This is a genomic window from Acinetobacter sp. BY419 (assembly GCF_019038395.1).
GTDB lineage: Bacteria > Pseudomonadota > Gammaproteobacteria > Pseudomonadales > Moraxellaceae > Acinetobacter.
In genome coordinates this window covers 1-26,322 of the sequence record NZ_JAGFXZ010000012.1, presented here as the reverse complement: position 1 = coordinate 26,322, position 26,322 = coordinate 1, and the positions used below count along the sequence as shown (strand labels likewise).

At 44.7% G+C, this 26,322-nt stretch carries 21 protein-coding genes and 4 tRNA genes; 12 read left to right on the top strand and 13 right to left on the bottom strand.

Going from position 1 to position 26,322, the window contains the following annotated elements; genetic code table 11:
• Positions 1–56 precede the first annotated feature (56 nt).
• From KUG37_RS06425 to KUG37_RS06390, 8 genes are all read left to right on the top strand, one after another.
• Complete coding sequence (locus KUG37_RS06425) at positions 57–206, top strand: hypothetical protein (RefSeq protein WP_216936587.1); 150 nt, start codon at positions 57–59, stop codon at positions 204–206.
• A 211-nt stretch (positions 207–417) separates the two neighbouring features.
• A tRNA-Glu gene (locus tag KUG37_RS06420) sits at positions 418–493 on the top strand.
• Between the two features lie 114 nt (positions 494–607).
• Positions 608–2,020: an amino acid permease gene (locus KUG37_RS06415; protein WP_216936588.1), complete on the top strand. Its 1,413-nt coding sequence runs from the start codon at positions 608–610 to the stop codon at positions 2,018–2,020.
• An 81-nt stretch (positions 2,021–2,101) separates the two neighbouring features.
• Positions 2,102–3,007 carry an alpha/beta hydrolase gene (locus KUG37_RS06410; RefSeq protein WP_216936589.1) on the top strand — a complete coding sequence of 302 codons (906 nt, stop codon included), beginning with the start codon at positions 2,102–2,104 and terminating at the stop codon, positions 3,005–3,007.
• Positions 3,008–3,138: 131 nt separating this feature from the next.
• Positions 3,139–3,214 (top strand) — tRNA-Glu (locus tag KUG37_RS06405).
• Between the two features lie 23 nt (positions 3,215–3,237).
• Positions 3,238–3,313 (top strand) — tRNA-Glu (locus KUG37_RS06400).
• Positions 3,314–3,359: 46 nt separating this feature from the next.
• Positions 3,360–3,435: transfer RNA gene (locus tag KUG37_RS06395), tRNA-Glu, on the top strand.
• Positions 3,436–3,729: 294 nt separating this feature from the next.
• Positions 3,730–5,151: an iron-containing redox enzyme family protein gene (locus KUG37_RS06390; protein WP_216936590.1), complete on the top strand. Its 1,422-nt coding sequence runs from the start codon at positions 3,730–3,732 to the stop codon at positions 5,149–5,151.
• 58 nt (positions 5,152–5,209) lie between these two features.
• Here KUG37_RS06390 and KUG37_RS06385 read toward each other — a convergent pair whose 3' ends face one another.
• The 5 genes from KUG37_RS06385 to KUG37_RS06365 all read right to left on the bottom strand — a co-directional run bounded on the left by KUG37_RS06385 (position 5,210) and on the right by KUG37_RS06365 (position 13,799).
• Positions 5,210–6,454 carry an NADH:flavin oxidoreductase/NADH oxidase family protein gene (locus KUG37_RS06385; RefSeq protein ID WP_216936591.1) on the bottom strand — a complete coding sequence of 415 codons (1,245 nt, stop codon included), beginning with the start codon at positions 6,452–6,454 and terminating at the stop codon, positions 5,210–5,212.
• A gap of 128 nt (positions 6,455–6,582) precedes the next feature.
• Positions 6,583–7,593, bottom strand: coding sequence for an ABC transporter permease (locus tag KUG37_RS06380; RefSeq protein WP_216936592.1), 1,011 nt, complete (start codon positions 7,591–7,593; stop codon positions 6,583–6,585).
• Entirely contained in the window at positions 7,593–8,639 is a 1,047-nt protein-coding gene (gene yejB / locus KUG37_RS06375) for a microcin C ABC transporter permease YejB (RefSeq protein WP_216936593.1), read from the bottom strand. Before yejB ends, KUG37_RS06380 begins: the two co-directional genes overlap by 1 nt.
• 24 nt (positions 8,640–8,663) lie before the next feature.
• A complete protein-coding gene (locus KUG37_RS06370) occupies positions 8,664–10,466 on the bottom strand; it encodes an extracellular solute-binding protein (protein ID WP_216936594.1) in 1,803 nt (600 codons plus the stop codon).
• Between the two features lie 36 nt (positions 10,467–10,502).
• Positions 10,503–13,799 (bottom strand): LysM peptidoglycan-binding domain-containing protein, encoded by a 3,297-nt coding sequence (locus KUG37_RS06365; protein ID WP_216936595.1) that lies wholly within the window; start codon positions 13,797–13,799, stop codon positions 10,503–10,505.
• 207 nt (positions 13,800–14,006) lie between these two features.
• On the opposite strand from KUG37_RS06365, the gene dnaQ reads away from it, so the two are divergent.
• From dnaQ to nudC, 3 genes are all read left to right on the top strand, one after another.
• Positions 14,007–15,377, top strand: a complete 1,371-nt coding sequence (gene dnaQ / locus KUG37_RS06360; protein ID WP_216940317.1) for a DNA polymerase III subunit epsilon — start codon at positions 14,007–14,009, stop codon at positions 15,375–15,377.
• A 126-nt stretch (positions 15,378–15,503) separates the two neighbouring features.
• Positions 15,504–17,147 (top strand): chemotaxis protein, encoded by a 1,644-nt coding sequence (locus tag KUG37_RS06355; protein WP_216936597.1) that lies wholly within the window; start codon positions 15,504–15,506, stop codon positions 17,145–17,147.
• Complete coding sequence (nudC, locus tag KUG37_RS06350) at positions 17,147–17,923, top strand: NAD(+) diphosphatase (RefSeq protein ID WP_216936598.1); 777 nt, start codon at positions 17,147–17,149, stop codon at positions 17,921–17,923. Before KUG37_RS06355 ends, nudC begins: the two co-directional genes overlap by 1 nt.
• Positions 17,924–18,027: 104 nt before the next feature.
• Here nudC and KUG37_RS06345 read toward each other — a convergent pair whose 3' ends face one another.
• The 4 genes from KUG37_RS06345 to KUG37_RS06330 all read right to left on the bottom strand — a co-directional run bounded on the left by KUG37_RS06345 (position 18,028) and on the right by KUG37_RS06330 (position 21,112).
• Positions 18,028–18,915, bottom strand: a complete 888-nt coding sequence (locus KUG37_RS06345) for an alpha/beta hydrolase (RefSeq protein WP_216936599.1) — start codon at positions 18,913–18,915, stop codon at positions 18,028–18,030.
• A complete protein-coding gene (locus tag KUG37_RS06340; RefSeq protein ID WP_216936600.1) occupies positions 18,905–19,591 on the bottom strand; it encodes a BON domain-containing protein in 687 nt (228 codons plus the stop codon). Before KUG37_RS06340 ends, KUG37_RS06345 begins: the two co-directional genes overlap by 11 nt.
• Positions 19,592–19,724: 133 nt before the next feature.
• Positions 19,725–20,138: a YraN family protein gene (locus KUG37_RS06335; protein WP_216936601.1), complete on the bottom strand. Its 414-nt coding sequence runs from the start codon at positions 20,136–20,138 to the stop codon at positions 19,725–19,727.
• A 14-nt stretch (positions 20,139–20,152) separates the two neighbouring features.
• A complete protein-coding gene (locus KUG37_RS06330) occupies positions 20,153–21,112 on the bottom strand; it encodes a penicillin-binding protein activator (protein ID WP_216936602.1) in 960 nt (319 codons plus the stop codon).
• A 10-nt stretch (positions 21,113–21,122) separates the two neighbouring features.
• Here KUG37_RS06330 and rsmI point away from each other — a divergent pair, with 10 nt between their 5' ends.
• A complete protein-coding gene (rsmI, locus tag KUG37_RS06325; RefSeq protein WP_216936603.1) occupies positions 21,123–21,965 on the top strand; it encodes a 16S rRNA (cytidine(1402)-2'-O)-methyltransferase in 843 nt (280 codons plus the stop codon).
• 91 nt (positions 21,966–22,056) lie between these two features.
• Here the strand turns inward: rsmI and KUG37_RS06320 are convergent, their stop codons facing one another.
• From KUG37_RS06320 to KUG37_RS06305, 4 genes are all read right to left on the bottom strand, one after another.
• On the bottom strand, positions 22,057–22,311 hold the full coding sequence (locus KUG37_RS06320; RefSeq protein ID WP_216936604.1) for a hypothetical protein: 255 nt from the start codon (positions 22,309–22,311) through the stop codon (positions 22,057–22,059).
• Between the two features lie 174 nt (positions 22,312–22,485).
• Positions 22,486–23,733, bottom strand: a complete 1,248-nt coding sequence (locus tag KUG37_RS06315) for an FAD-dependent monooxygenase (protein ID WP_216936605.1) — start codon at positions 23,731–23,733, stop codon at positions 22,486–22,488.
• Positions 23,730–24,938: an FAD-dependent monooxygenase gene (locus KUG37_RS06310; RefSeq protein WP_216940316.1), complete on the bottom strand. Its 1,209-nt coding sequence runs from the start codon at positions 24,936–24,938 to the stop codon at positions 23,730–23,732. The genes KUG37_RS06315 and KUG37_RS06310 overlap by 4 nt, the downstream gene beginning before the upstream one ends.
• Positions 24,939–25,308: 370 nt before the next feature.
• Positions 25,309–26,112 (bottom strand): glycosyltransferase family 32 protein, encoded by an 804-nt coding sequence (locus KUG37_RS06305; RefSeq protein ID WP_216936607.1) that lies wholly within the window; start codon positions 26,110–26,112, stop codon positions 25,309–25,311.
• Positions 26,113–26,322: the final 210 nt, after the last annotated feature.

Here is a 26,322-nt window from a genome sequence, read left to right as displayed (position 1 = left end):
TCTTTTAGATTTGCTTAGGCTATAATCAGACTAATTTTAGGAACTGATATATTCCCATGCTCAAGAAAATCCTGCTTGTTTTACTTATTTTGGCACCTTCGGCGCTGTATTTATATATCGTTAACCGTGAAGATAAAACAGAAGCTCCAGCGGAAAAGACAGTTCCACCCAGCAAACCGGCTGAATACCAAACACCTGACCATTAAATAAATGCTGCTTAAAGTCCTGTAAAGTAGAAGAAGTTTAATGCCTTGATGTGGATTTTTGATCGTGCAAACTGATTTACACCCTTGATTTAATCCAAAAATAAAACTATTGCTTTGTTCTTGTTTAATGTTTGAACTTTTAGCGTATTTTTGTCTAAAACCCTTTTGACAAAACCCAGGTTAATCCTTAATATACGCATCACCTCGCAACGTCCCTATCGTCTAGAGGCCTAGGACATCGCCCTTTCACGGCGGTAACCGGGGTTCGAATCCCCGTAGGGACGCCATCTATTGATCTCATACGATCATACCTTATTCGAAATTACTATTATTCGATTGCAGATTTGTAGTTTTTCACTACAATAGCTCGCTTCATTCCTCTGAAGTATTTCTTATTTCCTATGCACTCATCTCCGAATGATGCTACGCATCAGGGCAATTCTGCGCCTTTAAAACGCGCTATGAGTACTCGACATCTGGTCATGATTTCGCTGGGTGGCGCAATCGGGACAGGCCTATTTTTAGGGTCGGGTGAAGTCATTGCACAAACGGGGCCTGTAGGTGCCATTCTCGCTTATCTCCTGGGCGGTATTATCGCATACATGGTTATGCTGTGTTTGGGCGAACTTGCCGTTCATATGCCGGAATCTGGTTCATTTGGTGCTTATGCCAAACGTTATATTGGACCAGGCACGGGCTATACCATCACCTGGTTATACTGGCTGACGTGGTCAGTCACTCTTGGAACTGAATTTACTGCAGCCGCATTGCTGATGCAGGAATGGTTCCCGGATATTTCCATGTGGTTATGGACCATTATCTTTGGTGTATTCGTATTTAGTCTAAATATGATTTCTACCCGCTGGTTTGCCGAGTCCGAATTCTGGCTAGCACTGGTGAAAGTAGTCACTGTCGTTGCCTTTATTCTTTTGGGCTTACTGGCCATCTTTGGCGTTCTGGGCTATCAGGGCCATGAAGCTGCACCTCTATTTACCAATTTGACTGCACAGGGCTGGTTCCCTGAAGGTCTGTTCCCGATTTTTGCTACCATGCTGATCGTGAACTTTGCCTTTTCTGGCACAGAACTGATTGGTGTCGCTGCTGGCGAAACTGAAGATCCTGCAAAAAATGTCCCTAAAGCGATTAATACTGCGATTTTCCGCTTATTAATTTTCTTTGTGGGTACGATTGTCGTGGTGACGGCTTTACTTCCGCATCAGGAAGCAGGCTTAGCCGCTGAAGGTGTGAGTAGCAGTCCATTCGTGACAGTATTCCAACACATTGGTATCCCATATGCTGAAGACATCATTCGTTTTGTGATTATCACTGCGCTGTTGTCTGCTGCCAACTCTGGCTTGTTTGCTGCTTCACGCATGATGTGGTCATTGTCCTACAGTAAACAGTTACCTGCCATATTCTCAAGACTCAATGCTCGCGGTGTACCGTATATTGCAGTCATGGTCACTATGCTGGGTGCATTGCCAGGCCTGCTGTCTGAACAGTTTGCGCCAGAAACTATCTTTACCAACCTGTTGGGCGTTGCGGCGTTTACCATGGTGGTGGTCTGGATGAGTATTTGCTTAAGCCAGTTCAACTTCCGTCGTCAGTGGTATAAACAAGGCCGTACTGTCAAAGAACTAGGCTTTGCTGCACCTTTATTCCCGATTGTACCAATCCTGGGCTTTACTTTCTGTTTTATTACGTGTGTCAGTATGGTCTTTGACCCATCTATGCGCATTAGCTTCTTCGGCTGTCTGCTGTTTATTGCAGCGTGTTATGCCAGTTACTATGCGTTTTACCACAAAAAAGCTTAAGTACCAGATTTAAAAGAGCGACTCCAGTCGCTCTTTTTTGTCTATACTGGTTATATATTAATCAGCCTCCATGGGGCGTCGATGAAAATTGTTTTTATTCATGGCATGAACAAGCAACAGTATACGGCGACTTCATTACGTCAACACTGGCTGCACCTTCTCAAAAGAGGCCTACGCAAAAACCCGCAACAGCAAGCTCGTTTTACTTATTTAAAACGGCATATCCGCATCCCTTTTTATGGAGATTTACTCTCTCAGCATCATTTGCATAATCTGCTCAGTGCAAATATTTTAATGCCACAGCAGTGGCCGCATTTTCCCTTCCTGCATCCAGTTCAGCGGCAACCCGCACCACCTGTAGATCAGCGTACCGATCAAATTTGTGACGTCCCACAATTAAACCTTGATGATGCACTCAATTTTAACCAGAAACTGAAGTTCATCACAGCATTAAGCAAAGATATTGCCTTACGCGATTTTGCGGTACTCATCAATTATTTCCCCCGCTTACATGCTAGTTTGTTGCAAAAATTCTTACAGGAAACTTATCTTTATTTGGCCAATCCAGAGTTTATGCAGGAAGTTCACCTTCGCATTCATCATCAACTTTATAGCAGCAAGCCACAGATTCTGGTGGCGCATTCGCTTGGAACCGTGATTGCCTATAATTATTTGATTGAGCACCCGGAACTGGATATTAAACGTTTTATTACCCTCGGATCACCGCTGGCATTTCGGGTCATCCAAGCTCATCTCCAGCAACCGATCATACGACCTGCTTCAATTTCAGGCGATTGGATAAATTTTTATTCACATGAGGATTTTCTCACCGCATTTCCACTCTCAAAAAACCCTTTTAACTTTCAACCTGCCATTATCAATCAGGAAATTCGCACTTTTGTGGAACGCCCACACGATGTTGAAGGCTATTTACAGCATCCCGAAGTATTGACTGCCATGCTGGAATTGCTTAAAGATCCAGCTTAATTCATGCAATTTTCCCGCATTTCCACAGGATTGTTTTAAATTTACACACTCAACCCGTAAAATCATTTTTTTTATGGAAATGCGTTTGACACCCCCCTATTTTCACCCTATTATACGCCCACCTCTGAAACGTCCCTATCGTCTAGAGGCCTAGGACATCGCCCTTTCACGGCGGTAACCGGGGTTCGAATCCCCGTAGGGACGCCATTTTCAGAAGTACATTTTATTAAGTCCCTATCGTCTAGAGGCCTAGGACATCGCCCTTTCACGGCGGTAACCGGGGTTCGAATCCCCGTAGGGACGCCATTACTTCAAGCTAAAAGTAAGGGTTTTAAAATTTATCTTCTGTACTGTCCCTATCGTCTAGAGGCCTAGGACATCGCCCTTTCACGGCGGTAACCGGGGTTCGAATCCCCGTAGGGACGCCATATTCGAGATGGCAACATCTCAACAAAAAAGCCCGAGCATTGTGACTCGGGCTTTTTTTATTTCTCAAATATTTAAACCAGGTTTTACCTTTCTTTCCAATTATACTTTCACTCTTTGGAACGCTATCTTGTTCTTCATTTTATAACTTGTATTTTTTTTAACATTTCTACGCATATAAATATCCGTTCATTTTCATTTAAAGCAATACACCAATAAATTAGAACAAAAATTCAACACCCTGGTTTTAGAGGGCACGTTAAGGTAAATCAAGAGAAATCTGCAAGGATCAGATTATGTTCGTCAGCACAGAGCTAAGTTTACCTTTATCGCCAAATAAAAATCATAATTATCAATTTAAAAGCTTTAAGGATTGGGTCGACTTTTTTCAAGATACTGAAATTTCGACGCATACTAAAACTGAACAAGCCGAATCTTATTTAAGCGATCTGATTAAAAATCTAAATATAGATACATTAGGATGGCTAGATCAACCGGCACAGGTTGAGCAGCATCTTTTAGCACAGCATCATCAAATTTGTACCACCTTTCAAGCCTATGTAAACCGTCGTAAACAGCAACAAGCTCGGGAATATTTTCCAACGGTTTCACATGCTTTCGAATTTCTGGCGAAAGTTGCACCGGTTAAACGGGTGGATGGTGCCTGGTTATATTCGACCGTACAAAACTATAATCAGCCTGAGCTGAAAGATTTGATTTACATCTATCTGGAAGAGCTCGGTTTAGGACATCCGCGTGCCAATCATGTCACCATGTATCAGGACTTGCTAAGTCACTATGAGCTGAACAGTTATGCGGAGCAGCTGGATGCCAGTTACTATGAGCAGGCTGCCGTGCAATTGGCACTGGCTTATGCCCCAGCCAGATACTTACCTTTGGTCATTGGCTTTAATCTCGGCTATGAACAGTTACCGCTACATCTGTTAATTACCAATTATGAACTGGCTGAACTGGGCATTGATCCACATTACTTCAATGTACACATTACCATTGATAATGCCCATAATGGCCATGCGCAGAAATCCCTGCAAGCCTTTGTACAGCATTATGCGCTTGCCGAAAGCCCAGATCATTATCTTGATCTGATTAAAAAAGGCTATGTACTGAATGACATCGGTAAAAGCTCCTCTCAGATCATTAAGGAACTGGATATTGAGCATATGGCTTTAAAAGTGTTCCAGAACAAAGCGCTAATCGGCCAATATATTCATAATCAGAAATGTCAGTTTAGTGGCAAGACCATCAATGACTGGTTATCCGATCCTGTCCAGATTGCCGAATTTTTGAATGTAATGACTGAAAAAGGCTGGATTGTAAAAGATGCACCAGTGGAACAAAGCCGTTTCTGGAAAATGATTGATCACCCCAACGGTAAAATGTTTGGAGTATTCAATGCGACCGAAAAACAGATCATTAAAGACTGGATTCAGGGTGCGACTTTAGCAACTCGCCTGTCTTCACGTAGCACAGCGCCATTACAGGTGAAAGTAGAGTCTGCAATGAACCGTATAGATCAGCAACGCTTAAATCAATTGAAAAGTCGTTTTATGCGTTGCGAAGGTGCGGAACAGAAAATTGATTTGCTGATTCCCTATACTTCACCACATATGCATCATACTGAAATCGGCTTATGGGCGACCCGTCAACTGAGTCAGTTACTACTCCCTTTCCAGACCGAGGCAATGCATTACTCCTAAATAATTTATTGAATAAATAAAAAAAGGCACCTCAAGGTGCCCTTTTTTTTATTTTAATTTAAGCTGATTTACGCGAATTTAACTGTCCTTTAATCACTGCTTTGACATTGCCTTTGAGATACTGCAAAAAGACTTTTAACGGTGACAGTTTCGGATCAGGCTGCCTGCCTTTGGCAATTTCCTTAAACTGCGCGGCATACCAGATAATTTCCATAATGGCCATTTTATCGACCACAGGAATACCGGTTTTAATTTTTTCAACCGCATAACGTACATCCTGACCTGCAATCAGACGATCGCCCAGATCCGGTTCTACTGCAAAGGGACGTGCAATACCAATAAAATCACAGGCGCCACTGTCGAGTGCAGCATTCATGCCTTCAACTGTTCTGAACCCGCCAGTAACCATGATATGGCAATTGACTTCCTGACGGATTTTTTCGGCAAAATCGAGGAAATAGGCTTCACGGGCAACCGTCGAGGCCTTACGCTTTTCTGCTTTGACGCCAGCCATGGCAGGTGCTTCATAACTACCACCTGACACCTCAATGATATCGATGCCCGCAGCATCCATCGCCTTAAAGACATAGATGACATCTTCTTCCGAGATACCACCGCGCTGGAAGTCGGCTGAATTCAGTTTGACTGAAATAATAAAATTTTCCGAGGTTGCAGCACGGACAGCTTGATAAGTTTCCAACAGAAAGCGGGTGCGGTTTTCGATACTACCACCCCATTCGTCCTGACGTTTGTTGGTTAGCGGAGATAAAAACTGGCTAATCAGATAGCCATGTGCGCCATGTAACTGTATACCTTCAAAACCGGCTTTTTCACATATGCGAGCTGAAGTGGCAAAACGCTGGATAATATCCAGAATTTCCTCTTCAGTCAGGGCACGTGGTGTCCCGAAGCTCATCGCCAGTGCCGGACTAAACGGTACTGCAGACGGCGCGACCGTTTCTTTATTTAAGCCTTTGGGACATTGACGACCCGGATGTGACAACTGGACCAGTTGTATCATGCCATGCTGCTTGCCCACTTCCGCCCATATTTTAAGCTGATCCAGATCGCGTTCGGTTTCTACCACCACAACGCCCGGCTCATTCTTGGCACGAAAGTCCACCATAACATTTCCGGTAATGGCACACCCCAAACCACCTTCGGCCCAAGATTCATACAGCTTGAAATGCCCCTGATTGGGCTGACCTGCATCATTGGCAAGTGCTTCACTCATGGCGCCTTTAATAATACGGTTTTTGAAAGTGCTATTACGAATTTGAATGGAATCGGCCAATTGGGTCATGCTCTGTCCTGATATTACTTTTATTTTGTACTTGTTTATAACGTAAGCCAGAACAATTGACAATCAGTCTTGTCAAATTTACACAATTTTCATCTGCTTATTTTTGTCGGATAGAGTGTTGGCCCGATTTAGTGTCTTGGATCAAAAGCATCTCGTATTGCTTCTCCCATATACATCAGCAAACTCAGCACAATCGCTAAACTAAAAAATCCGGACAAAGCCAGCCACGGTGCATTTAAGTTGTTTTTGGCCTGAAGCAAAAGCTCTCCCAAGGATGCCGAATCGGGTGGCAAACCATAACCTAAAAAATCCAGCGCTGTCAGTGCGGTAATATTGGCAGTCAGCATAAAGGGAAGTTGCGACAGACTTGAACCGATGACATTCGGTAATATATGCCTGAACATGATTCGCCCCTCACCGGCCCCAATACTTCTGGCGGCCCAGACATATTCCAGATTTCGTGCGCGTAGAAATTCAGCACGTACCATGCCGACCAGAGTGGTCCAGCCAAATAACAGCATGATCAGAAATAACCAGTAAATATTGGGAGTAAACAGGCTGACCAGCACCATGACCATAAACAGCATGGGTAAACTGCTCCAGACTTCGAGCAGGCGTTGCCCGATCAGGTCAATCCAGCCGCCATAATAGCCCTGCACAGCCCCCACCAAAATTCCGATCGCTGCAGACAATAAGGTCAGCGCAAAACCAAATAAAAGTGAAATCCGCAAGCCATATAGAATCCGCGCCAGAACATCGCGGCCCTGATCATCTGTCCCCAGCCAGTTCTGGGTACTCGGTGGCGATGGAACCGGTACGGCCAATTCTAGATTTGGCGTTTGATAAGAGAATGGAATGATGGGCCAGATGGCCCAGCCTTTTTCCGCAATCAGTTGCTGTACGACGGGATCTTTATACTCCGCTTCCGTTTCAAATAATCCGCCAAAAGTCGTTTCCGGATAAGACTTTAAGACAGGCAGATATAAAGCATGATCGTATTTCACCAGCAAGGGCTTATCATTGGCAATGAATTCTGCACCCAGAGAAATAATAAAAATAATACTAAAAACAATAAAACAGCCAAATCCCAGTTTGTGCTGCTTAAATCGTTGCCAGCGCAATTGCATCAAGGACGACATTATTGTAATCCTCGATGCGAACTAAAATGAATCCGCGGATCAATCAGTTGATAGAGCAAATCGCTGAGTAAACGCAGTATCAGACCAAGTAAGGTGAAAACAAACAAAGTGCCGAAAATCACCGGATAGTCTCGCTGGATAATGGCCTCAAAACCCAAAACACCCAACCCATCCAGATTAAAGATAATCTCAATAAACAGGTTTCCAACAAAAAACACCCCGATCAATACTTCTGGCAACCCTGCAACGAGCACTAAAATGGCGTTACGGAATACATGCCGATACAGGACTGCATTTTCATTTAAACCTTTGGCTCGCGCAGCCAGGACATATTGCTTGCTCAGCTCTTCAACAAAGGAAAATTTCACCAGATAGGTCAAACTGGCAAACCCGCCAAGCACCATGGCCAACAGTGGCAAGGCCATATGCCAGAAATAATCCTGAATTTTTTCGAAGAAGGATAGTTCAGCAAAATTTTCAGAGCTGAGTCCCTGCAAAGGAAACCATTGCAAATAAGACCCGCCAGCAAAAAACACAATCAGTAAAATGGCAAAAATAAAGGCTGGGATGGCATAGCCCACAGCCAGAATTAAAGAGGTCGTCTGATCAAACAGGCTGCCATGCTTTCGGGCTTTTATGATGCCCAGAGGAATGGAGACCAGATAGATCAACAAGGTACTCCACAAACCCAAAGAGAGCGATACCGGTAATTTCTCCCAGATCAGTTCAGTCACGGCCTTGTCTTTAAAAAAACTGGTACCTAAATCGAATTGTGCGTAGCGCTTCAACATTTCCCAAAAGCGGAGATGCAGCGGTTGATCAAAGCCATACTGAATGTTGATCTGCTCAATCATCTCAGGCCTAAGGCCTTGCTGTCCCTGATACTGCAATCCGGTATGTGCTAAACCATTGACCTGTTGTGCCTGATAAATCGCTTGCTCCACTGGCCCCCCTGGTGCCAGCTGGATCACCATGAAATTGATCAGTAAAATGATCAGCAAGGTTGGAATCATCAGCAACAGACGCTTGAGAATATAAGTGCTCATGGCACTCCCTGATAGGCTTGGAGCTTAATGCTGTTTGAAATAATCGGCCACCTGTCTGGCCTTTGCTGCATCGACCCACCAGTAATCAATGCCGGCAGAAAGTTTAGGTTTCAGCTGGGGCTGCTGATACATGTTCCAGTAAGCATACCAGTATTCGCCAGTACCATAGGTCAGAACATGATAATAACCTGCCCTCAGCAAACGATCCAAGGCTCGCGTGCTATTTACCAGCTGTTCACGGTTTTGTGCCTGAATCGCCTGTTGAATCACGGCATCAATAGCAGGATTTCGAATCCCGGCATAATTGTAATTTCCCGCCTGCGTTGCAGCCTGGCTGCCCCAGAACTGTTTTTGCTCCTGCCCCGGTGTCAGCGATTGAGGCATGGTATCGACAATCATATCAAACTGATAATTTCGCAGACGTTCATAATATTGCGCAGTTTCTACCATTCGGACCTGTGCCTGAATGCCCAAACGTTTTAGATGACGCAGATAAGGCATCAGATAACGCTGCTGTTCCACCTGATGCAGCAGGAACTCAATCTGTACCGGTTGACCCGAAACGTCGACCAACCGACCCTGTTGATAACGATAACCGGCCTTTAACAGCAATTGCCGGGCTTTTAACAGATTGTTCCGGTTAAAACCGGAGGCATCCGACCGAGGATATTGCCCGTCCTGAAGTACCGCCTGACGTTGAACCGGATCAAGATGTTTTAAATGTGGCTTTAAAATGTGCAGCTCTTGGGCACTTGACCGTCCACGCGAAGCCAGGTCACTGTTGGAAAAAAAGCTGTTCAGGCGCTGATATTCACCATAAAACATGGCTTTATTCAGCCATTCAAAATCATAGGCGAAACTTAAGGCCTGCCGGAAACGGATATCGTCAAAGGGTTGACGTCGGGTATTAAAGACCAGACTCTGGGTCGGAATCGGGTTTTGATGCCGGAAGCGGTAACGTTTTACTTGGCCTTGCTGAACTGCAGGAAATTGATAATCTCTTACCCAGCGATTGACCTGTTTTTCCTCATGCAAGGTAAATTGGCCCGACTTAAAGGCTTCGAATTTAATTTCCGGGCTACGATAATAACGATACTGAATCCGGTCAAAATTATAACGCCCGCGATTGACCATCAAGTCTTTCGCCCAATAGCGGGGATTACGCTTGTAGACAATACTACGTCCGGCATCTATACGTTCAATCACATAGGGCCCTGAACCCAGGATCGGTTTCAGAGTCAGGTCTTTAAAATTACGCCCTTGCCATTCCCGTTTAGAATAAATTGGCATCTGCGCGACAATCATGGCCATTTCCGGATTATGTCCGGATTTAAAATGCATTTTGACTTGTAAAGGGGATAGAACCTCTGTTTTTTTGATGTCGGCCAGATACATTTGCAGGCCAAAATTGGACTGGGTCTGAAACAAGTCAAAACTGTATTTGACATCTGCTGCAGTTAGGGGCCGCCCATTACTAAAACGTGCTTTCGGATTTAAATGGAAAATAATAAACGCGGTTTTTTGGGGATCAAAACTGACTTTTTCCGCCAGCAAGGGATAATACACCCCAGGCTCATCCAGTGATTTAGACAGCAAGCTGTCAAAAATATAGTTGATGCCTTCAGTGACATTCCCCTTGCCATTCATGCTGTTTAAATTATCAAAACTACCATCAGCAGCCAGAATAAGCACACCACCCTTCGAGGCTTGCGGGTTGGCATAAGGCAGAGATTTGGCCTGAGCATATTTCGGATGGCTATGTAGCGCAATATAAGGCGTGGTGATCACGGCTGCCCAACTGGTAGTCATGACCAGCGGGACAACCATGCTTAAAACAAATAAACTAAAAAATCTCACGATGAATTAATTTGGTACTTTAATCACATCACCAATACGTAATTGTGCACTCGGTTTTAGCTCATTCATTTCCGCCAACTGATTGCTGTTCAGACCATAACGTGAGGCCAAACCGATCAAGGTATCGCCCCGTTTGACCTTATATTCACTCACCAATTTTGGAATTTGCAGCGTTTGACCGACACGTAATCCGGCACGCGGGCTCAGATCATTTAACTCAGCCAGCTCAGTCACGCTCATGCCTAAGCGGCTGGCAATTGCATTCAGGGATTCACCTGACTTGACGGTATAGGATTCAGTTGCTTTTGTGCTAGTGCTCTTGACCACAACCTTAGTCTCTTCAGCCTTTTTATCCGCCGGAACATCACCCTCAATTTTTAGACGCTGACCAATACGTACGTTGCTATTGGCATTCAGACCATTTAAATCGGCTAGATATTTAACCTGAAGATGATACTGACGCGCAATAGAGCTTAAAGTGTCACCTGATTTCACCACATGCGAATCTGATTTTACATTCTTCGCTGCAGTTTCAGCGACCACTTCACGTACTACTGGTTCAGCAACTTCACCACTCAGTTTCAGGCGTTGCCCCACGCGTAAGCCGGCATTACGTGACATGCTATTCAGGCTCGCCACTTGGTCCATCGAAAGATTGTATTTTGCTGCAATGCCGGTCAGCGTATCACCCGATTGTACCGTGTAAGTTTCAGGCACCTGACTGCCGGCTGGAATCTTGACCGTCTGGCCCATACGTAAACCGCTATTGGCCGCAAAACCATTTAAAGCTGCCAGTTCAGATACACTGAGCTTGCTTTGATTGGCAATGCTATACAGGGTTTCACCACTTTTGACCTGATAGTTTTCAGTTGCAGTCTGATCGACTTTAACATTTTCAAACTTCTGTTCAGTCTTCTGGGTCAATGCCGTCAGTTCTTCAACTTCCTGAAGTGGCACATTGATTTTCTGCCCCACCATCAAACTGCTACCCGCAGTCAGCCCCGATGTTAAGGATGCCAGCTCGGCATTTGAAAGCCCATAACGATCGGCAATCAGTTTCAGATACTCACCGCGTTTCACCGTATAGGATTTGGTCTGAACTTTGGTAGTTTCAGCTTTTTTAGTGTCTTCTACTCTAACTTTGGATGCAGCCGGTTCTTTGAGTGACAGCTTCTGACCAACGAACAGGCCGCTATTTGTATTCAGGCCATTAAAGTCAGCCAATTGTTTCACGCTAAAACCAAACTGGGCCGCTACACTGGTCAGAGAATCATTGGCCTGAACCACATAAGTTTCCGGCTTTTCTTTGGCTTTGCTGGATTCCTGTACAGGTTTGGCATCATACAGATAAATCGTGGTTCCCACATAAAGCGTAGAGTTTGGATCGATCTGGTTCCATTTCGCTACATCACGCCAGTTCACCCCATTTTTCGCCGCAATTAGGGCCAGATTATCACCCGGTAAGACTTTATAGGTACTGCGTTTGCCCTTAGGTGCGACTACCACCACTTCAGAATCGGTCTTGACGTAATTTTTACCCTGATTCAACCGGGCTTCAACCGAAGTCGCAGTGGTATTGTCGGCAACTTCTTTCGGATAAGAGAAGCCTTTGGTGAGCTCCTTGCCTTGCTGCTCAGCCACAGACAGGCTGGTTTGAATAGCCGTCAGTTTGATTTTGCCATCATAAGGATCAACAATTTCTGTGCCTGCTGGCGCCAATGCTTTCAGCTCTTCAACCACCTGAGCCTGTTCCGCTGGTGTTGCAACAGGCTGCAGGATTTCATCCACAGTTTTCTGAATATCCTGTGCGGTGGCCACCTGCTGAATTTGCTGACGCTCAGCGGCAGAAATCGGTGGTTCGACCTGAATCTGTTTCACAGGCGTTGCAGGCGTCACTGCTACTGGAATACGTGGCGCACTTGGAATCGGCAGATCACTTTGTGCAGCAAAACTGGCTAAGGCAGATGAGCCTAGAGGCGTCGAAAGCTTTTTCGTAGTCTGTGTAACAGTATTTGCCGTCGTCGCCGTACTCACAGCTGCGGTCACCACAGGTGCAGTAGTGGCTGTTTTTGCTGGAGCCGTTGTTTTGGCAACTGTCGTTACAGGCCGAGTACCTGCAACAACTGGTGGGGTCTGTTTTGAAGGCGTAATCGTTTTCACATTTAATTCTGGAGGCGCAGCTTTGCTCGGTACCACTGTCGTCGTGTTTTTCGGCAAGCTGTTCACGCTACCTGCCCACAACCCACCTGAACCGGATAATTTTTTCAGCTTTTCATCGACTGAAGGACTTAAGTCAGCAGGAATCAGAATACGGCGCGGACTTGCAGGATCAATATGATCGCCACGATGCCCCGGGTTTAATTGATACAGTTCTGCACGGCTCAATCCGGTGATAGCTGCAATTTCATTTAAACTGGCAACGCCCACAGGGACTTCACGGAAATGCGGACGGTTGGCAATCGGTGGCAGGCTCACGCCATAACTACCTGGAGTTTTAATAATTTGTGCAACCGCCAGGAAACGTGGCACATAGCTCATGGTTTCTTGTGGCAGTTTCAATGACCAATAATCGGTAGGTAAACCTGCGGCCTTGTTGCGGTTAATCGCCTGCTGAATCCGTCCTGGGCCAGCATTATAAGAAGCGAGCGCCAATTCCCAAGAACCAAACTGGTTATACAGACTGCCTAGAAATTCATAGGCTGCACGGGTCGATTCCACTACATCACGACGACCATCGTATAAGGGCGTCTGCTTTAAACCATAAATACGGCCTGTGCTTGGAATAAACTGCCATAAACCTGCCGCTGCCGCACTACTGGTCGCTGCCGGGTCATAAGAACTTTCAATAATCGGTAATAGCGCCAGCTCGGTTGGCATGCCACGGCGTTCTGCTTCTTTTACCGTATAATATAAATAACGTGATGCACGCGCACTTAAACGGTCCAGATAAGGCTGCCGCGAAATAAACCAGCCGCGCTGCGCATCAATCCGCGGATTCCAGACACCTAAATCCATCTTGAAACCTACGGTCATACGTTTCCACACATCACCATGTTTCAGAATCTGTAAACGATCGCCTTCGACTGCGCGCATATCCGTTGCAGAGAGTAAATCTTCCAGTCCGTCCAGACTGCTTCCATCCAGATATTGTGATCCAATCTGCTTGCTTTTCGCTGTTTGGGACGCATTTTGTGTAGATGAACAGCCCGTCAGTCCCAGGGAAGCAAGTGCAGTTCCCAGTACAGAAAATTTTAGAAATGTAGGTAATGTCGGCTGCCACAAGATTGCGGTTGGTTTATACATAAAGAAATCCAAACAACTCGTATATAAATTTATTTTTTAGATATGCCATTGTAGTGAAGCATATTGAAGACACAAGGCAATAATTTACCGCGAATTCACGTTAAATGTTACAAGAAATTAAAAAATCCGGAACATATAGATTGATCGACTGCATTTGCGCTATACAATAACCCTTCCAGTTTGTTCTATTTTGATCGGATTTAATCTATGTCACACACTATCACACTTTATGTTGATGGCGCTTGTCGCGGCAACCCGGGTTTAGGCGGTTGGGGTGCGTACATTGTTAATGAACAGCAAGAACACAAACTCTGTGGTGGTGAAGACCATACCACCAACAACCGTATGGAACTGACCGCTGCGATTGAAGGCATTCTGTTCTGTGACAAACAAGACAAACTGGTGATCTATACCGATTCAAATTATGTCAAACAAGGCATTACTGAATGGATTCACGGCTGGAAAAAGAAAAACTGGAAAGATGTCAAAAACCCGGACCTGTGGCAAAAACTGGATGCAGTCTGCCAAGGACGCGAGATCGAATGGCACTGGGTCAAAGGTCATTCTGGACATCCGGGCAATGAAATGGCCGATCAGCTGGCCAACCAGGGCGCCGATGAAACCCTGAAAAAATCCAAAAAAGCTTCTTCAATTTCTGAAGATAAAAAAAAATCTGAACCTGACTGGTTATTAGACGATCCTTTTGGTCTGGACCTGGCCGAAAGCGAAGGAGATCCGGAAGATCTGCCAGAAGAAATCAATGACGTGGAAGAAGTTACCGGCACTGAGCAAAGCGATTCCGAACTGCAAGCTGTAGAGGGAGCCAGTGCCCGTAGCGAGCTACATCCCCAGATTGTGATTACACCGGCAACCTTACATGCGCACGGCCCACGTCAACTGATTCTGGATACTGAAACCACCGGTTTTTATTATCAGGATGGTGACCGCATCATCGAAGTCGGTGCGCTAGAGATGATCAACCGCAAACTGACTGGAAGCTCGATTCATATCTATACCAATCCAAAAACGCCCGTGGGCGACTCGGTCAATGTCCACGGGATTACCGATGAGTTCCTGCAAGACAAACCACTCTTTGAAGAAATTTCTCAAGTGTTGTTTGATTATTTAAAAGGTGCAGAAATCATCGCTCATAATGCCAGCTTCGATATGAACTTCCTAGATATGGAATTCAAACGTGCTGGTTTTAAAGCCCTATCAGAAGTCTGTGAAGTCACAGATACCTTGGCGCTGGCCAAATCCAAGTATCCTGGGCAGAAAAACTCGCTAGATGCCCTGGTACGCCGTTACGAGATTCCAAAACGCGACCGTACTTTCCACGGCGCCTTACTCGATGCAGAAATCTTGTCCGATGTCTATTTGGCGATGACCGGTGGCCAGGTATCGTTTGATATCGATGCCCTGTCGCATTCTGAAGACCAGAACAGCCGCTCAGGGATGGCCAGAGTTGAAATTGAACTGCCTGTGATTCTTCCGTCAGAACAAGAATTGCAGGAACATGAGAAATGGGTCAAACAATTTGAAGAAAAACATGGAACTGCTTGCCTTTTCGCGAAATAAAATCTACATTTCCGGAGATAGTTTAGGTTTAAAACTATCGTTCTTCAGTTATAGTTAAATACAAAGAGGCCCCGCATTTTAAAGCGGGGCTCATATACAGATAACACTCCAGGAAAGGTGCAGATCATGTCTTACCAAACCTCTATACATTTTGATCCAACAGCCTTACTGATAATAAAAAATGAGGTTGATAACTCGATCAAGTTAGTCGAATCAGCAGTAAGCACCTTGGTAGAAGACCAGATTTTACCTTTTGGCATTGATGATGCATTAAATCAGTTTGAACAATGCGCCCAGGTTCTGGCACTCATTGACATGTCCAGCCTGGCAAAAGTTGCTCAATATTCAGCCGAACTGATGCGCAAGATTATGGGGAATCCGGCGCGAGTCAATACTCAGGATGTCATCGCCTTGAGTGAAGGCACCACCATGCTGAAACGCTATATTGAATTTATCTGCCTGCGTGAAGTGAAGATTCCACAGTTTTTACTAGACACCCTGAACCGTCTGGAACTGGCTTTGGGTAAACCACTGACGACTGAAGGTCAGCACATAGAATCGCTGCTAGATTGCATCACCCCTGATTTTGCACTACCACAAGCACCAAGTCTGGAAAAATCCGAATATGTACACCGCCTGTATAAACTGTCACTGAACAAGCTGATCCATCAGGAAGAAAGTGAACTGGACCTGCAAACCATCAAACTGGTGGGTGCCTATCTGGCCGGACTGTCAGAACAACATGCCAGCAAACAGTACTGGAATCTGGTCTATGTCGCCTTCAACAATATTGATCATCTGCTGATTAATGAGCCACGTCTACGCACACTGGTGAGCATTGAACGCAACATGGCACAATATTTTAGTTCAGCAGACGGTTTCAAGGCTTCGCTGGCTGATTTAGCCAATGTTCTGAGTCTGTGCATCAGTCAGGAAGATGACACTGCGCAATATATCCGTAGCCAGCTCAATATTGGTGATGACCTGCTGACCGATATGCAGTTACAGGTCTTCAGTCGCCATCTGTACGGGCCAGACTTTGAAACGATGCATACCATTAGCGAATTGTTGACCACAGAAATGGCACAAATTCGTAATGACATCGAGTTCAACTATCAGAACATGACGCCTGAAAAAACCCAGGAATTGCAGGCACAACTGAATAATCTGGCGAATATTTTCAAGGTATTGAACCTGAATGAAGCCTATCATGATCTGACCCGTCAGGCCGCTACGCTGAGCCAGTCCGAGATGATGCAAGATGCCAACTTTGCCCAGCAATTAATGAATGTCATTCTGTCTGCCATGAACTCGATTGGGGTACTGGAACGTCATCACACCTCGAGCCGTTTGCAGCTGCGCGTCAACAACATGAATATTTCTCTGGACCGCCTGGATGAAGCACATGCTGCTTTACTCACTGAAACCAAGGCCCTGATTGAGCTTTCCAGCCAGGTTCTGAACAATTACCTGCAAGATCATGACTTGACTGCACTCGAACCAGTGTCGGTACAGTTCTGTGAAATTGGCGGGGCGATGCTGTTCCTGAATGCAGAACATGTTCGTACGGCATTCACCACCACAGCTGCATTCATCAAAAACCGTGTTGATCTGTCAATTGCATTAACCCCGGAAGAGATTCATCGTGCTTTAGACACGCTGGCCAGTGCCGACATGATGATTGATAACTTAAAGAACAAACAGCCTGTATTACAGGCGATGTTTCAGGTAGCATTGGACAGTAGTGAGAAGCTCAAAATAGTTGCCTAATGTCCAAATTATCACTTGCTTATATTTTTCAACAACAGCAACTGCTGGTCGATCAACACTTTCAACTTCCACAGGTTGAAGCCTTAGCAAGTGATTTGCTACTCCACACGGGTGATCAGGTGATCGCCCGTGACCTCCTTCCCGATGAGCCCATTCCTGCAGGCTTGCAGCTGATTCCAATCCGTCAGCTGTTACAGTTCTGGAATACCGAGCAATTCGAACAGGCCAGCCGTGCAGTACAGTTGTTAGAATGGCGCCGTAATCACAAATTTTGCAGTCATTGTGGCACAGCCACTGAAGCGCATACTGTTGAATATGCAATGGTCTGCCCATCCTGCAACTATCGTCAATATCCACGGGTACAGCCTTGTGTCATTACCGTCATTACCAAAGGCAAAGACGAGATTCTGCTGGCCAAAAATGCGCGCAATACCAAAAGCCAGATGTATGGCCTGATTGCCGGTTTTGTCGAAGTTGGTGAAACCCTGGAAGATGCAGTACGTCGTGAAACGCTAGAAGAAGTCGGTCTGCAGCTTAAGAATATTCAGTATCTGGCCAGCCAGCCCTGGCCATTTCCAAGTAATCTGATGATTGCCTTCAAAGCTGAATATGCCGCGGGTGAAATCGAGTTACAACAAGAAGAAATCAGCGATGCGCAATTCTTTAAATTCGATCAGCTGCCGGAAATTCCGTTTAAAGGCAGTATTGCACATGCCATGATCATGCATGTGACTCAAGGTACGGCAGTCGCAGATGATACCAAAACCTGGCTATAAGTTCGTATTCGAACGTGCATTTAGCTAAAAGCCTCAAAAAAAGGATCCAGTGGATAATCCCCCTGGATCCTTTTTTATGTATTGGGCTGGGTTTAATCCAGCCATCAGTCTGGGGATTTAAATGCATCCTCAAGCGCCCAAAGCACCTGTGACTTGGTCTGGAAAAACTGGCTAAACAAACTGGAGAGCGAACCCACAATCGTAATATGGCCAAGTTTCGGAATATGAATCAAATGGCTATGATTACCCTTTTCTTTCAGCACACGGTGCAAATCCTGGCTATTAAAATGCCCTACGATCTTGTCTTTCTCGGCAATAAACAGATAATGCCGGATCGGGGTATTTTCTACAAAATAGTATGGCATGACCTGCTGATATGGCACGGCCTGATCAAAAGCACCGGCACAAATTGGATCATTCTTATAATCAAAATGATAAGGGCCAGCCAGGCCAATCATCGCACGAATTTGACTGTGATCAATACTGGCAGATTGTGGATGATACAAGGCTGACATGACATTGAATGCCCCGGCAGAATGTCCCATCAAGACCAGATTTTCAGTATGGATGTCTAATTGGTTGGCAGACTGCTGTAAATGATTCAGCAACAAATGCAGATCATGAATATAGGCCGGGAAAATATGTTGTGGCGCCAGATGATAATTCATCACCACCACATCGTAGCCTTCTTTGGCAAAGGCCTCACCAATAAACTGGTAGTCCTTTTTATCGCCATGCAACCAGGCGCCACCATGCACAAAAACAATCAGGGGGCGATGCGGCAAAGGCTGCTGACTACGAAACAGATCAAAACGTTGCCGGGATTTTAGACCATAGGCCAATTGGGTTTCGAGCGTGTAACCCTGTTTCGGAGTTAAACGATTTAGGGCATAACTGCCAAAATCGTATAACCTGAAATCTTGATACTGTTGCTGAAACTGAAGAATACGATGTGAAAGTTGGGTTTTAAACTGACCGACCTTATGGTTCATAGGTCGGTTCAACTGTATCGGGATCAATTGCAACCGGCGTCTGCTCAATCCCTGGCTGCGCATACGCAGGTGCAGCAAAGTTCTGATTGGCCAGACTTGAATATTGCTCAACGTTATCGACCAGAGTCACAATTTTGGTGACATTACCCACTTGTTGTAATACCTGATTCAGGTCAGCAATCTCGGCACTGTTTAAGCGTCCCATCACATACAGCACACCATCTTCCGTATGCACATGTACTTTACTGTCCGAAACTATTGTGGCTTTCATAATCAGGCCACGGGTATTTGCAGTCACCGCAGTATCCTGCATGATGGTGCTATAGCCGATCTGATTACCGACAGTAATAAAATTATGTACTGCTTTAACATCACTCATGGATTTGACATTGTCTTCTGCCAGTTGCTTCAGATGGGCATCCGGTACCTGACCAGTTAGCAAGACATTACCATGAAAACTTTCAATATTGACCCGAGCCTGCCTGAAGCGCGAATCCAGTTTATAAAGATTTATTTTTGCGGTACGGACAATCGAGGAATCAATAAACACCTGCCCCAAAGTACGCGCCCCACTTTCAGTTCCTACAGGAGCCGTACCTGTGCCACTGGAAATAAAACTGGCACAACCTGATAAACTTGCGACACACAGCATTGTTATTGCAATACGCTTAACCACTCAGCAAGACTCCTTCATTTTATTACGTCTTTTTTCAATCTAATAATCTGTTTCACACTCAGATCATGTCAATTCTGCTTGAACTTTACAATGATCTTGAAGTAAATATAAGCATCTTTAGACCTTATTTTGTTCAGAGATTAATAAACTCCTGATCAAAAGTAAAAGCATTTTCAATCCATTCCAGATCATAAGGGTATTGCGAAAAGTCATGCTGTAGGGTTTTTGCAAATTGCTGTTTAAAATCAAAACAAATCACGTCAAAACGATAGTAATAGTGTGCAAATTGTGGATTTTTCTGGATAAAACACATGGCCGTCTTGAGCATCTTGCCCTGTTTTGCTGTAGAAACCGACTCGATGGCTTGTGCATATCGGGTGTGTGCACGTGCTTTGACCTCAACAAAGACCAGCTCCTGTTCACGCACCAGAATCAGATCCAGCTCGCCATAACGACTGTAATAATTGGCTGTTAGCAACTGAAAGCCCTGTTGTTGCATCAGTTGAGCTGCTCGCTGCTCTGCCCATTTACCTAATTGCTGTCGCATCACTCATCCCTCGTTCAAAGCAGCTTGACGCCGGTGCCGCTATACTGAAAACATTGTGGAATGCGCTGAATACCGTGCTCAGTGATCTGTATCCGGCCAGTTCTGCCCTGAAATTCAATATTCTGCAAATGCGGCTGGGACAAATACTGCTGGGTAATCTGCCAGGCATCGCCCCCGAAGGCAATCAGTCGCTGATAGGACAGATTGACCGGTTCTTTGGCATAGGCCTGTAGAACATCCGGCCAGTCAGCCAGATAAAGCACCGGAACATCACAGAACTTGATCCCTTGCGGCGGCGTATGCTGCTCGCTAATCGCATTGGCCACGGTATACATCCGCTTGTGGTTTAATTCGGGTATCGCAGTCAGCCCCTCTGCATTGCCGAGAAATAGGAGCCCCTGCTTCGGCATTAAAAATATGGGCGCCTTGTTGAGGATCTTAAATTTCAGATCACTCTGACTGAATAAAGACATCAGCAACAGTTCATGCTCGGCTTCACTGCCCGGCTGGCGTAAAATCAGCAGCTGTTGAATTCCGTCTTTGTGCAATAAGGTTTTTAAGGCAGCGGCATCTTCTTTTTTGGATAAACTGAATTGCCAGACCTGTGGCGATGACTCGGCCACATCATTCAGGCTGAGTGTGCGTACTTTCGGTTTGCTTTTCAGCAACTGTTCCACATCGCTACGTGCCAATGGACCCACCACCATTTTGGTCTTTTTATTGACATGCTGCTTAAGTAACCGCGATATATTTTTCTGATTGGAATTGACCCATTTCAGTGGAACTTTTTGTCCTGGAGTAGCATAGGCACTGAGAAATCCCTGTTTGATACTCGATGCAGCTCGCGCCAAAGGTCCGGATTCGGGTAGAATAATCAACACTTCTGCTTGTACGCTGCTGATGTAGCTGACTAAACACAAGCCTAATATTTTATTTTTAATCTTCCATTTTTTATTATTCAATTTATTCCACATGGAGAAACCTATGAGTGCTCAGTTATTTGTTGTTGCGACTCCAATCGGGCACTTAGATGATATTAGTTATCGTGCAATTCAGGTGTTGAAGTCGGTGAGTCTTATTGCTGCTGAGGATACACGAACTTCAGCACAGTTGCTTAAACACTTTAATATTCAAACACCTTTGACTGCCTGTCATGAACATAATGAAAGCAACAAGATTGATCAGCTGATTCAGCGCCTGCTCAATGGCGAGGATATGGCCCTGATCAGTGATGCGGGTACTCCCCTGATTAGCGACCCTGGCTTTAAATTTGTCCGGGCTGCTCAAGCACATAATATCCGTGTTATTCCTGTGCCCGGTGCTTGTGCTGCGATTGCGGCCTTAAGTGCAGTGGGCTTGCCGAGTGACCGTTTCAGTTTTGAAGGTTTTCTGCCATCCAGACAAAGTCAGCGCCTGCTTAATCTGGAAAAACTGAAAGATGAAACCCAGACCTTGATTTTCTATGAAGCACCGCATCGAATTCTGGAGTGCGTTAAAGATATGGTGAGTGTATTTGGTGCAGATCGCCCTGTCGGTTTTGCGCGTGAGATTACCAAAACCTTTGAAACCATCAAGAAAATGACCTTAGGTGAGTTGGTTGAATTCATTGCCAATGATCACAATCAGCAAAAAGGTGAAATTGTTTTGGTGATTGGCGGTGCCACCGTAGAAAAAGATCTGGATCAGGAAAAGCTGGATAAATTATTGAATCGCTTATTACAGGATCTATCGGTTAAAGCTGCTTCACAACTGGCAGCAGATCTAACCGGTATCAAAAAGAAAATCGCTTATCAGCGTGCTTTAGAACTAACTTCGGCCAACGATTAATGTTCTAGATGTTTCTTTTAGGTTTTGCTTTGCAAAAAAAAACACCACAACTAATGTGGTGTTTTTTTATAGAGCCAAATCAATCAAAGACTTACTCTTTAGCTACTGATTCATCTGCTGGAACTTCAACAATACGACCACCATTCGCAAGGAAAGCCGCAATTTCATCCTCAAGTGCCTGACGCTTCTTTAACTTTGCAGTGACAGTCAAGGTTTCAGCTTCTACAAGATCGGTATCATTGACGACCTCTGTGCTATCGACCGCGCCTTTTTCAGCTGCTTTTGCTTCATCATCGTCAACAATTGAATCTTCAACGTCATCATCATAATCATTCATGTCTGTCATTTGCATCTCCCCAAAAATGGCGCTGGCTTGGTATTCCAAGCCAGGTGTTGAATTAAGTGAAATTTAGCAATCTCTTTGGGCTTCGCCTAGTACCAAACATAAAAAAATCGTATCTTTTTTAAACAAAATCGTTACTCTTGATGGGTGTTTGTTTAAAAAATTTACATTTCTATCTTAAGCTGCGTAACGTGTGTCTTTAAGTAAACTCAAACCGTTGGCCTGCGCCATAAATGCCTCTTTTAATATTGGCTGATTTTCCACCTGTTTCAGGCCGAAATTACGTGCCCAAACGATCGGAAAGAATCCAGTCGTTTCCATCCAGCCAATCGCTGACATGCTATGCATCATGGCATCGTTCTGGCCTTTACGGCGATGTTCATAGCGTTTCAAGGTCTGCTCATGTGCCCATACGCCACGTGCTTGGTCATGCAGCAAAACATCACAGAGTATGGCTGCATCCAGACAGCCAATATTCACCCCTTGACCTGCCAGTGGATGAATTACATGTGCGGCATCCCCAATCAGGGCCAAGCCATCTTGAACATATTGTTGAGCCGCACGGGCTTTTAGCGGGAAAGTGGCACGTGGGGTCGCCTCTAGGACTTCACCCAGCATATGATGACTTTCACGAGTCAACAGTTGGCTAAACTCGGCTCCTGAAAGCGCAGCATATTCTTCGGCATAATCCTCTGGTAAAGTCCAGACAATCGACTGCCAATGTCCCTGCTCTTCTGCTTTAAGACTTGCCATAGGCAAGAAAGCCAGGGGGCCGGTTTCCAGAAAAACCTGACGCGCCATGTGCTGATGTGGCTGAGCCGTTTTAATCGCACAACTGATCCCGGCCTGTTTGTAATCCAGCACATCAATATCAATAAAGGCTTGCTCACGGACAAAGGAGTTTGCACCATCTGCACCAATGACCAGTTTGGTTTTGAGCTGAGTGCCATCTGCCAGATGAATGATCCACGCACCTACCCCACGTTCGACGCGACTGACTTTGACTTGGGTACGATAATCCTGTACATCTGCAAGCATCTTTTGCTGAATGGCGAGATTCAGAATACTCGGCTCCACCATTGAGCCTAAAGCCTGTTCTACTGATGGTGTTTTTTCTGAAGGCTGGCCGAAATTGATTTCACCATAGCCATTTTTATTCCAGACCTGCATGCCGGTATAAGGCTGCTGACGTGCCAGTTTGTCCCAGACACCTACCGTTTTTAACAGGTGAATAGTGGCCTGACTTAAGGCCAGCACACGTGGATTGGCCACATTCAAGGTTTTATCTGCATCCAGAATCGGTGCTGCATCCAGAACTGTAGGCTGCACGCCACCTTGGGCCAGCAATAGTGCCGTGAGTCCACCGACCAGTCCACCGCCAATAATGACGACATCTAGTATTTCGTTATTTTGCTTTAAGCTCATGCTTTCAACCCCATGGCATAATTTGCAACGAGTGGCTTGATGCCAGGAACAGTATCAAAGGCGACTAAACCTGTATTACGCATCAGCTTTAAAAATGGATTCTGGTTACTGAAACCACGCACTACCGAATCACAGAACTTGATGACACGCTGCTGGTCATTAAGACGGGATTTTTCATAATCCTGTAATACCACGGCATCCCCCAAGTCTGCGGCTTGCGCCTGCTGTTCTTTCAGGTAACGTACCAATACATGCGCATCCCGCATACACAGGTTAAAACCCTGCCCGGCGACCGGATGAATGGTATGCGCAGCATTGCCCATAAGTACCACACGACCCACCGCCTGCTTTTCAGCCAAGACTTGAGAGAGTGGAAAGCTAAAACGACGACCGGTTTTCTGGAACTTTCCGGCACGGTCACCATAAGTGTCCTGCAAGGCATCCAGAAAATGCTGGTCATTCTCTTCACTTAACCATTCACTTTCTGTGCCTTTTTTCACTGGCCAGACCACTGACCGGCGATATTCACCCGGCAATGGCAGTAGCGCCAAAGGCCCTAAATGACTAAAACGCTCAAAACCGACATGATGATGCGGTTTCGAAGTTTGTACGGTGGTCACGATTGCGACCTGATCATAATAATGTTCTGAAGCACCAATACCCAAGGCTTTACGACAGAAAGAATCCCGCCCATCGGCTGCGATAACCAGTTTGGACTGTAATTTTAGTAAAGATTCGCCGCGCTGCGCCTGGATATAAGCAAAATCTGCATCTTGAGTCAGTGAAGTCACCTGTACGCCATCAATCAGCTCAATCAGCGGTTCTTTTTTAACTTGGGTTAAAAGCACACGACCCAGCCAGGCATTTTCAATGACCTGACCAAAGCTTTCAACTTTTTCCTGTTCTGCAACTAAACGCGCCTTACCAAAACTGCCCTGTTCGGTAATATTGACTTCCAGAATTGGCGTGGCATGTTCCTGTAGTGCACCCCAAAGATCAAGTTCCTGATAGATCTGCACACTACGGCGTGATAAGGCACTGTTACGCGCATCAAAACTGGAATGATACGGTGCAAGATTTTCATCATCATAATCTGGATATTTGACGGCTTCTAAAAGTTTGACCGCAATATTGGTTTTTACCAACATCAGTGCGAGGCTTAAGCCCACCATCCCACCACCGACAATGATGACTTCTTGTTGCATGCTGTAATCCTTTCAGTGTCGTATCTAAGTAGATAGATACTTATAATCATGATGGATTTTATATTACATCATGACTCGGGATTTTGACATTGTGATGCGCGCTGTTGTTGTGGCTTGTTGTGATCTCAATGCACTACTGTTCGGCTAATCGGTAAAAGACCAAGCATCGCTACGATTAGAAGTACAATAATCAGGCCGGTTCTCATCTACGCATAGTTTTATTCTTGCATTTGTTTCTTACAGCTAGAAACCGTGACTTTTAATGAATAAAAAACACACTAGAATCATTTTTAAATTTATATAAATACTTTTAAATCAACAGATTAACCAACATTTCACATGAATAATTTTATGGTTTTAATTTTGATGTTTAATAGATCATTTTCTTAAGATATCTTTTCAGAAAAGAAAGGCATTTAAAGAGGATTAATAATAATGCAACTTCTACTTTTTTAAAAAAGCTGTCTGAATTAATAATTGGCTTATTTTGCCTTGAATAGTGGGTGCGATCTAATCTTCTTGGTGCAGAATTATCCCTATAAATAATTCCATTTTGACAACTGCTCCCTAGACAACGTAGTCCATGCTTATCCGTAACTTCGTCGATTGCATTCGTATAGGGAATAGGTCCGGTGGTGTTGAGTACGCCATCCCAACCATATCCGAATTTAATAAAAGTATAGTTTTCTAAATTTTCTGTTACTTTTTCAATCACGTTGGCCAAATATTGATTATTGGGCGAAGAAATAATATTCCATTGTTGATATTCTTTACCTCTTTTAATTTGTTTATGCTTTCCGAACTCCTCGTATTCAACTGCTCCTCCTTGCCATTCAAAGACAAGCAGCTCATCACCTTCTAAAAGAATGTCATTTAAACTACAGATGGTAAAACTTTTTAAATCAAAATATGCCCCACCTAATCTGTAAAGCAACAAATATCGAAAATAATCAGTTTGTGCAGCACCATATAATGGATTTATTTTAAGAAACGCATTTAAATATCTGGAAGAATAATGATTTTTAATAAAGTTAAGCATGTCATTATAATCATAAAAACGGCACTCCCAATCAGGATTATTTTTTTGAAGGAGGGCTCTTGCTTTTTTATCCTCTTCAGATAAGAAATGTATTCCTTTTGTATGAATTTGATGAATTATTTTTGGTATTTTCATATTTGGAAAGCCTGTAATTTTATAAATTTTAGGAGGATTAAAGCCATCAGTTGAATGACTATACGAAAATTAACCCATATGTTTAATAGATCTCTTTCATAAATCAAAAAACGATCTTCTTTTGGTTAATATTTGCACTCCAGATTTCTTAGCATTCGTGCATAATCTGCGGATGAAATACATCGATTCAAACAAGCTTTCTGATCCTCA

Coding starts and splice junctions, on each gene's coding strand:
- KUG37_RS06330 (WP_216936602.1), bottom strand. CDS start 21,112: ATGTGGAATAAATTGAATAATAAAAAATGGAAGATTAAAAATAAAATA.
- KUG37_RS06410 (WP_216936589.1), top strand. CDS start 2,102: ATGAAAATTGTTTTTATTCATGGCATGAACAAGCAACAGTATACGGCG.
- dnaQ (WP_216940317.1), top strand. CDS start 14,007: ATGTCACACACTATCACACTTTATGTTGATGGCGCTTGTCGCGGCAAC.
- KUG37_RS06315 (WP_216936605.1), bottom strand. CDS start 23,733: ATGAGCTTAAAGCAAAATAACGAAATACTAGATGTCGTCATTATTGGC.
- KUG37_RS06305 (WP_216936607.1), bottom strand. CDS start 26,112: ATGAAAATACCAAAAATAATTCATCAAATTCATACAAAAGGAATACAT.
- KUG37_RS06370 (WP_216936594.1), bottom strand. CDS start 10,466: ATGGTTGTCCCGCTGGTCATGACTACCAGTTGGGCAGCCGTGATCACC.
- yejB (WP_216936593.1), bottom strand. CDS start 8,639: ATGAGCACTTATATTCTCAAGCGTCTGTTGCTGATGATTCCAACCTTG.
- KUG37_RS06365 (WP_216936595.1), bottom strand. CDS start 13,799: ATGTATAAACCAACCGCAATCTTGTGGCAGCCGACATTACCTACATTT.
- rsmI (WP_216936603.1), top strand. CDS start 21,123: ATGAGTGCTCAGTTATTTGTTGTTGCGACTCCAATCGGGCACTTAGAT.
- KUG37_RS06345 (WP_216936599.1), bottom strand. CDS start 18,915: ATGAACCATAAGGTCGGTCAGTTTAAAACCCAACTTTCACATCGTATT.
- KUG37_RS06320 (WP_216936604.1), bottom strand. CDS start 22,311: ATGACAGACATGAATGATTATGATGATGACGTTGAAGATTCAATTGTT.
- KUG37_RS06390 (WP_216936590.1), top strand. CDS start 3,730: ATGTTCGTCAGCACAGAGCTAAGTTTACCTTTATCGCCAAATAAAAAT.
- KUG37_RS06310 (WP_216940316.1), bottom strand. CDS start 24,938: ATGCAACAAGAAGTCATCATTGTCGGTGGTGGGATGGTGGGCTTAAGC.
- nudC (WP_216936598.1), top strand. CDS start 17,147: ATGTCCAAATTATCACTTGCTTATATTTTTCAACAACAGCAACTGCTG.
- KUG37_RS06415 (WP_216936588.1), top strand. CDS start 608: ATGCACTCATCTCCGAATGATGCTACGCATCAGGGCAATTCTGCGCCT.
- KUG37_RS06355 (WP_216936597.1), top strand. CDS start 15,504: ATGTCTTACCAAACCTCTATACATTTTGATCCAACAGCCTTACTGATA.
- KUG37_RS06335 (WP_216936601.1), bottom strand. CDS start 20,138: ATGCGACAGCAATTAGGTAAATGGGCAGAGCAGCGAGCAGCTCAACTG.
- KUG37_RS06425 (WP_216936587.1), top strand. CDS start 57: ATGCTCAAGAAAATCCTGCTTGTTTTACTTATTTTGGCACCTTCGGCG.
- KUG37_RS06380 (WP_216936592.1), bottom strand. CDS start 7,593: ATGTCGTCCTTGATGCAATTGCGCTGGCAACGATTTAAGCAGCACAAA.
- KUG37_RS06385 (WP_216936591.1), bottom strand. CDS start 6,454: ATGACCCAATTGGCCGATTCCATTCAAATTCGTAATAGCACTTTCAAA.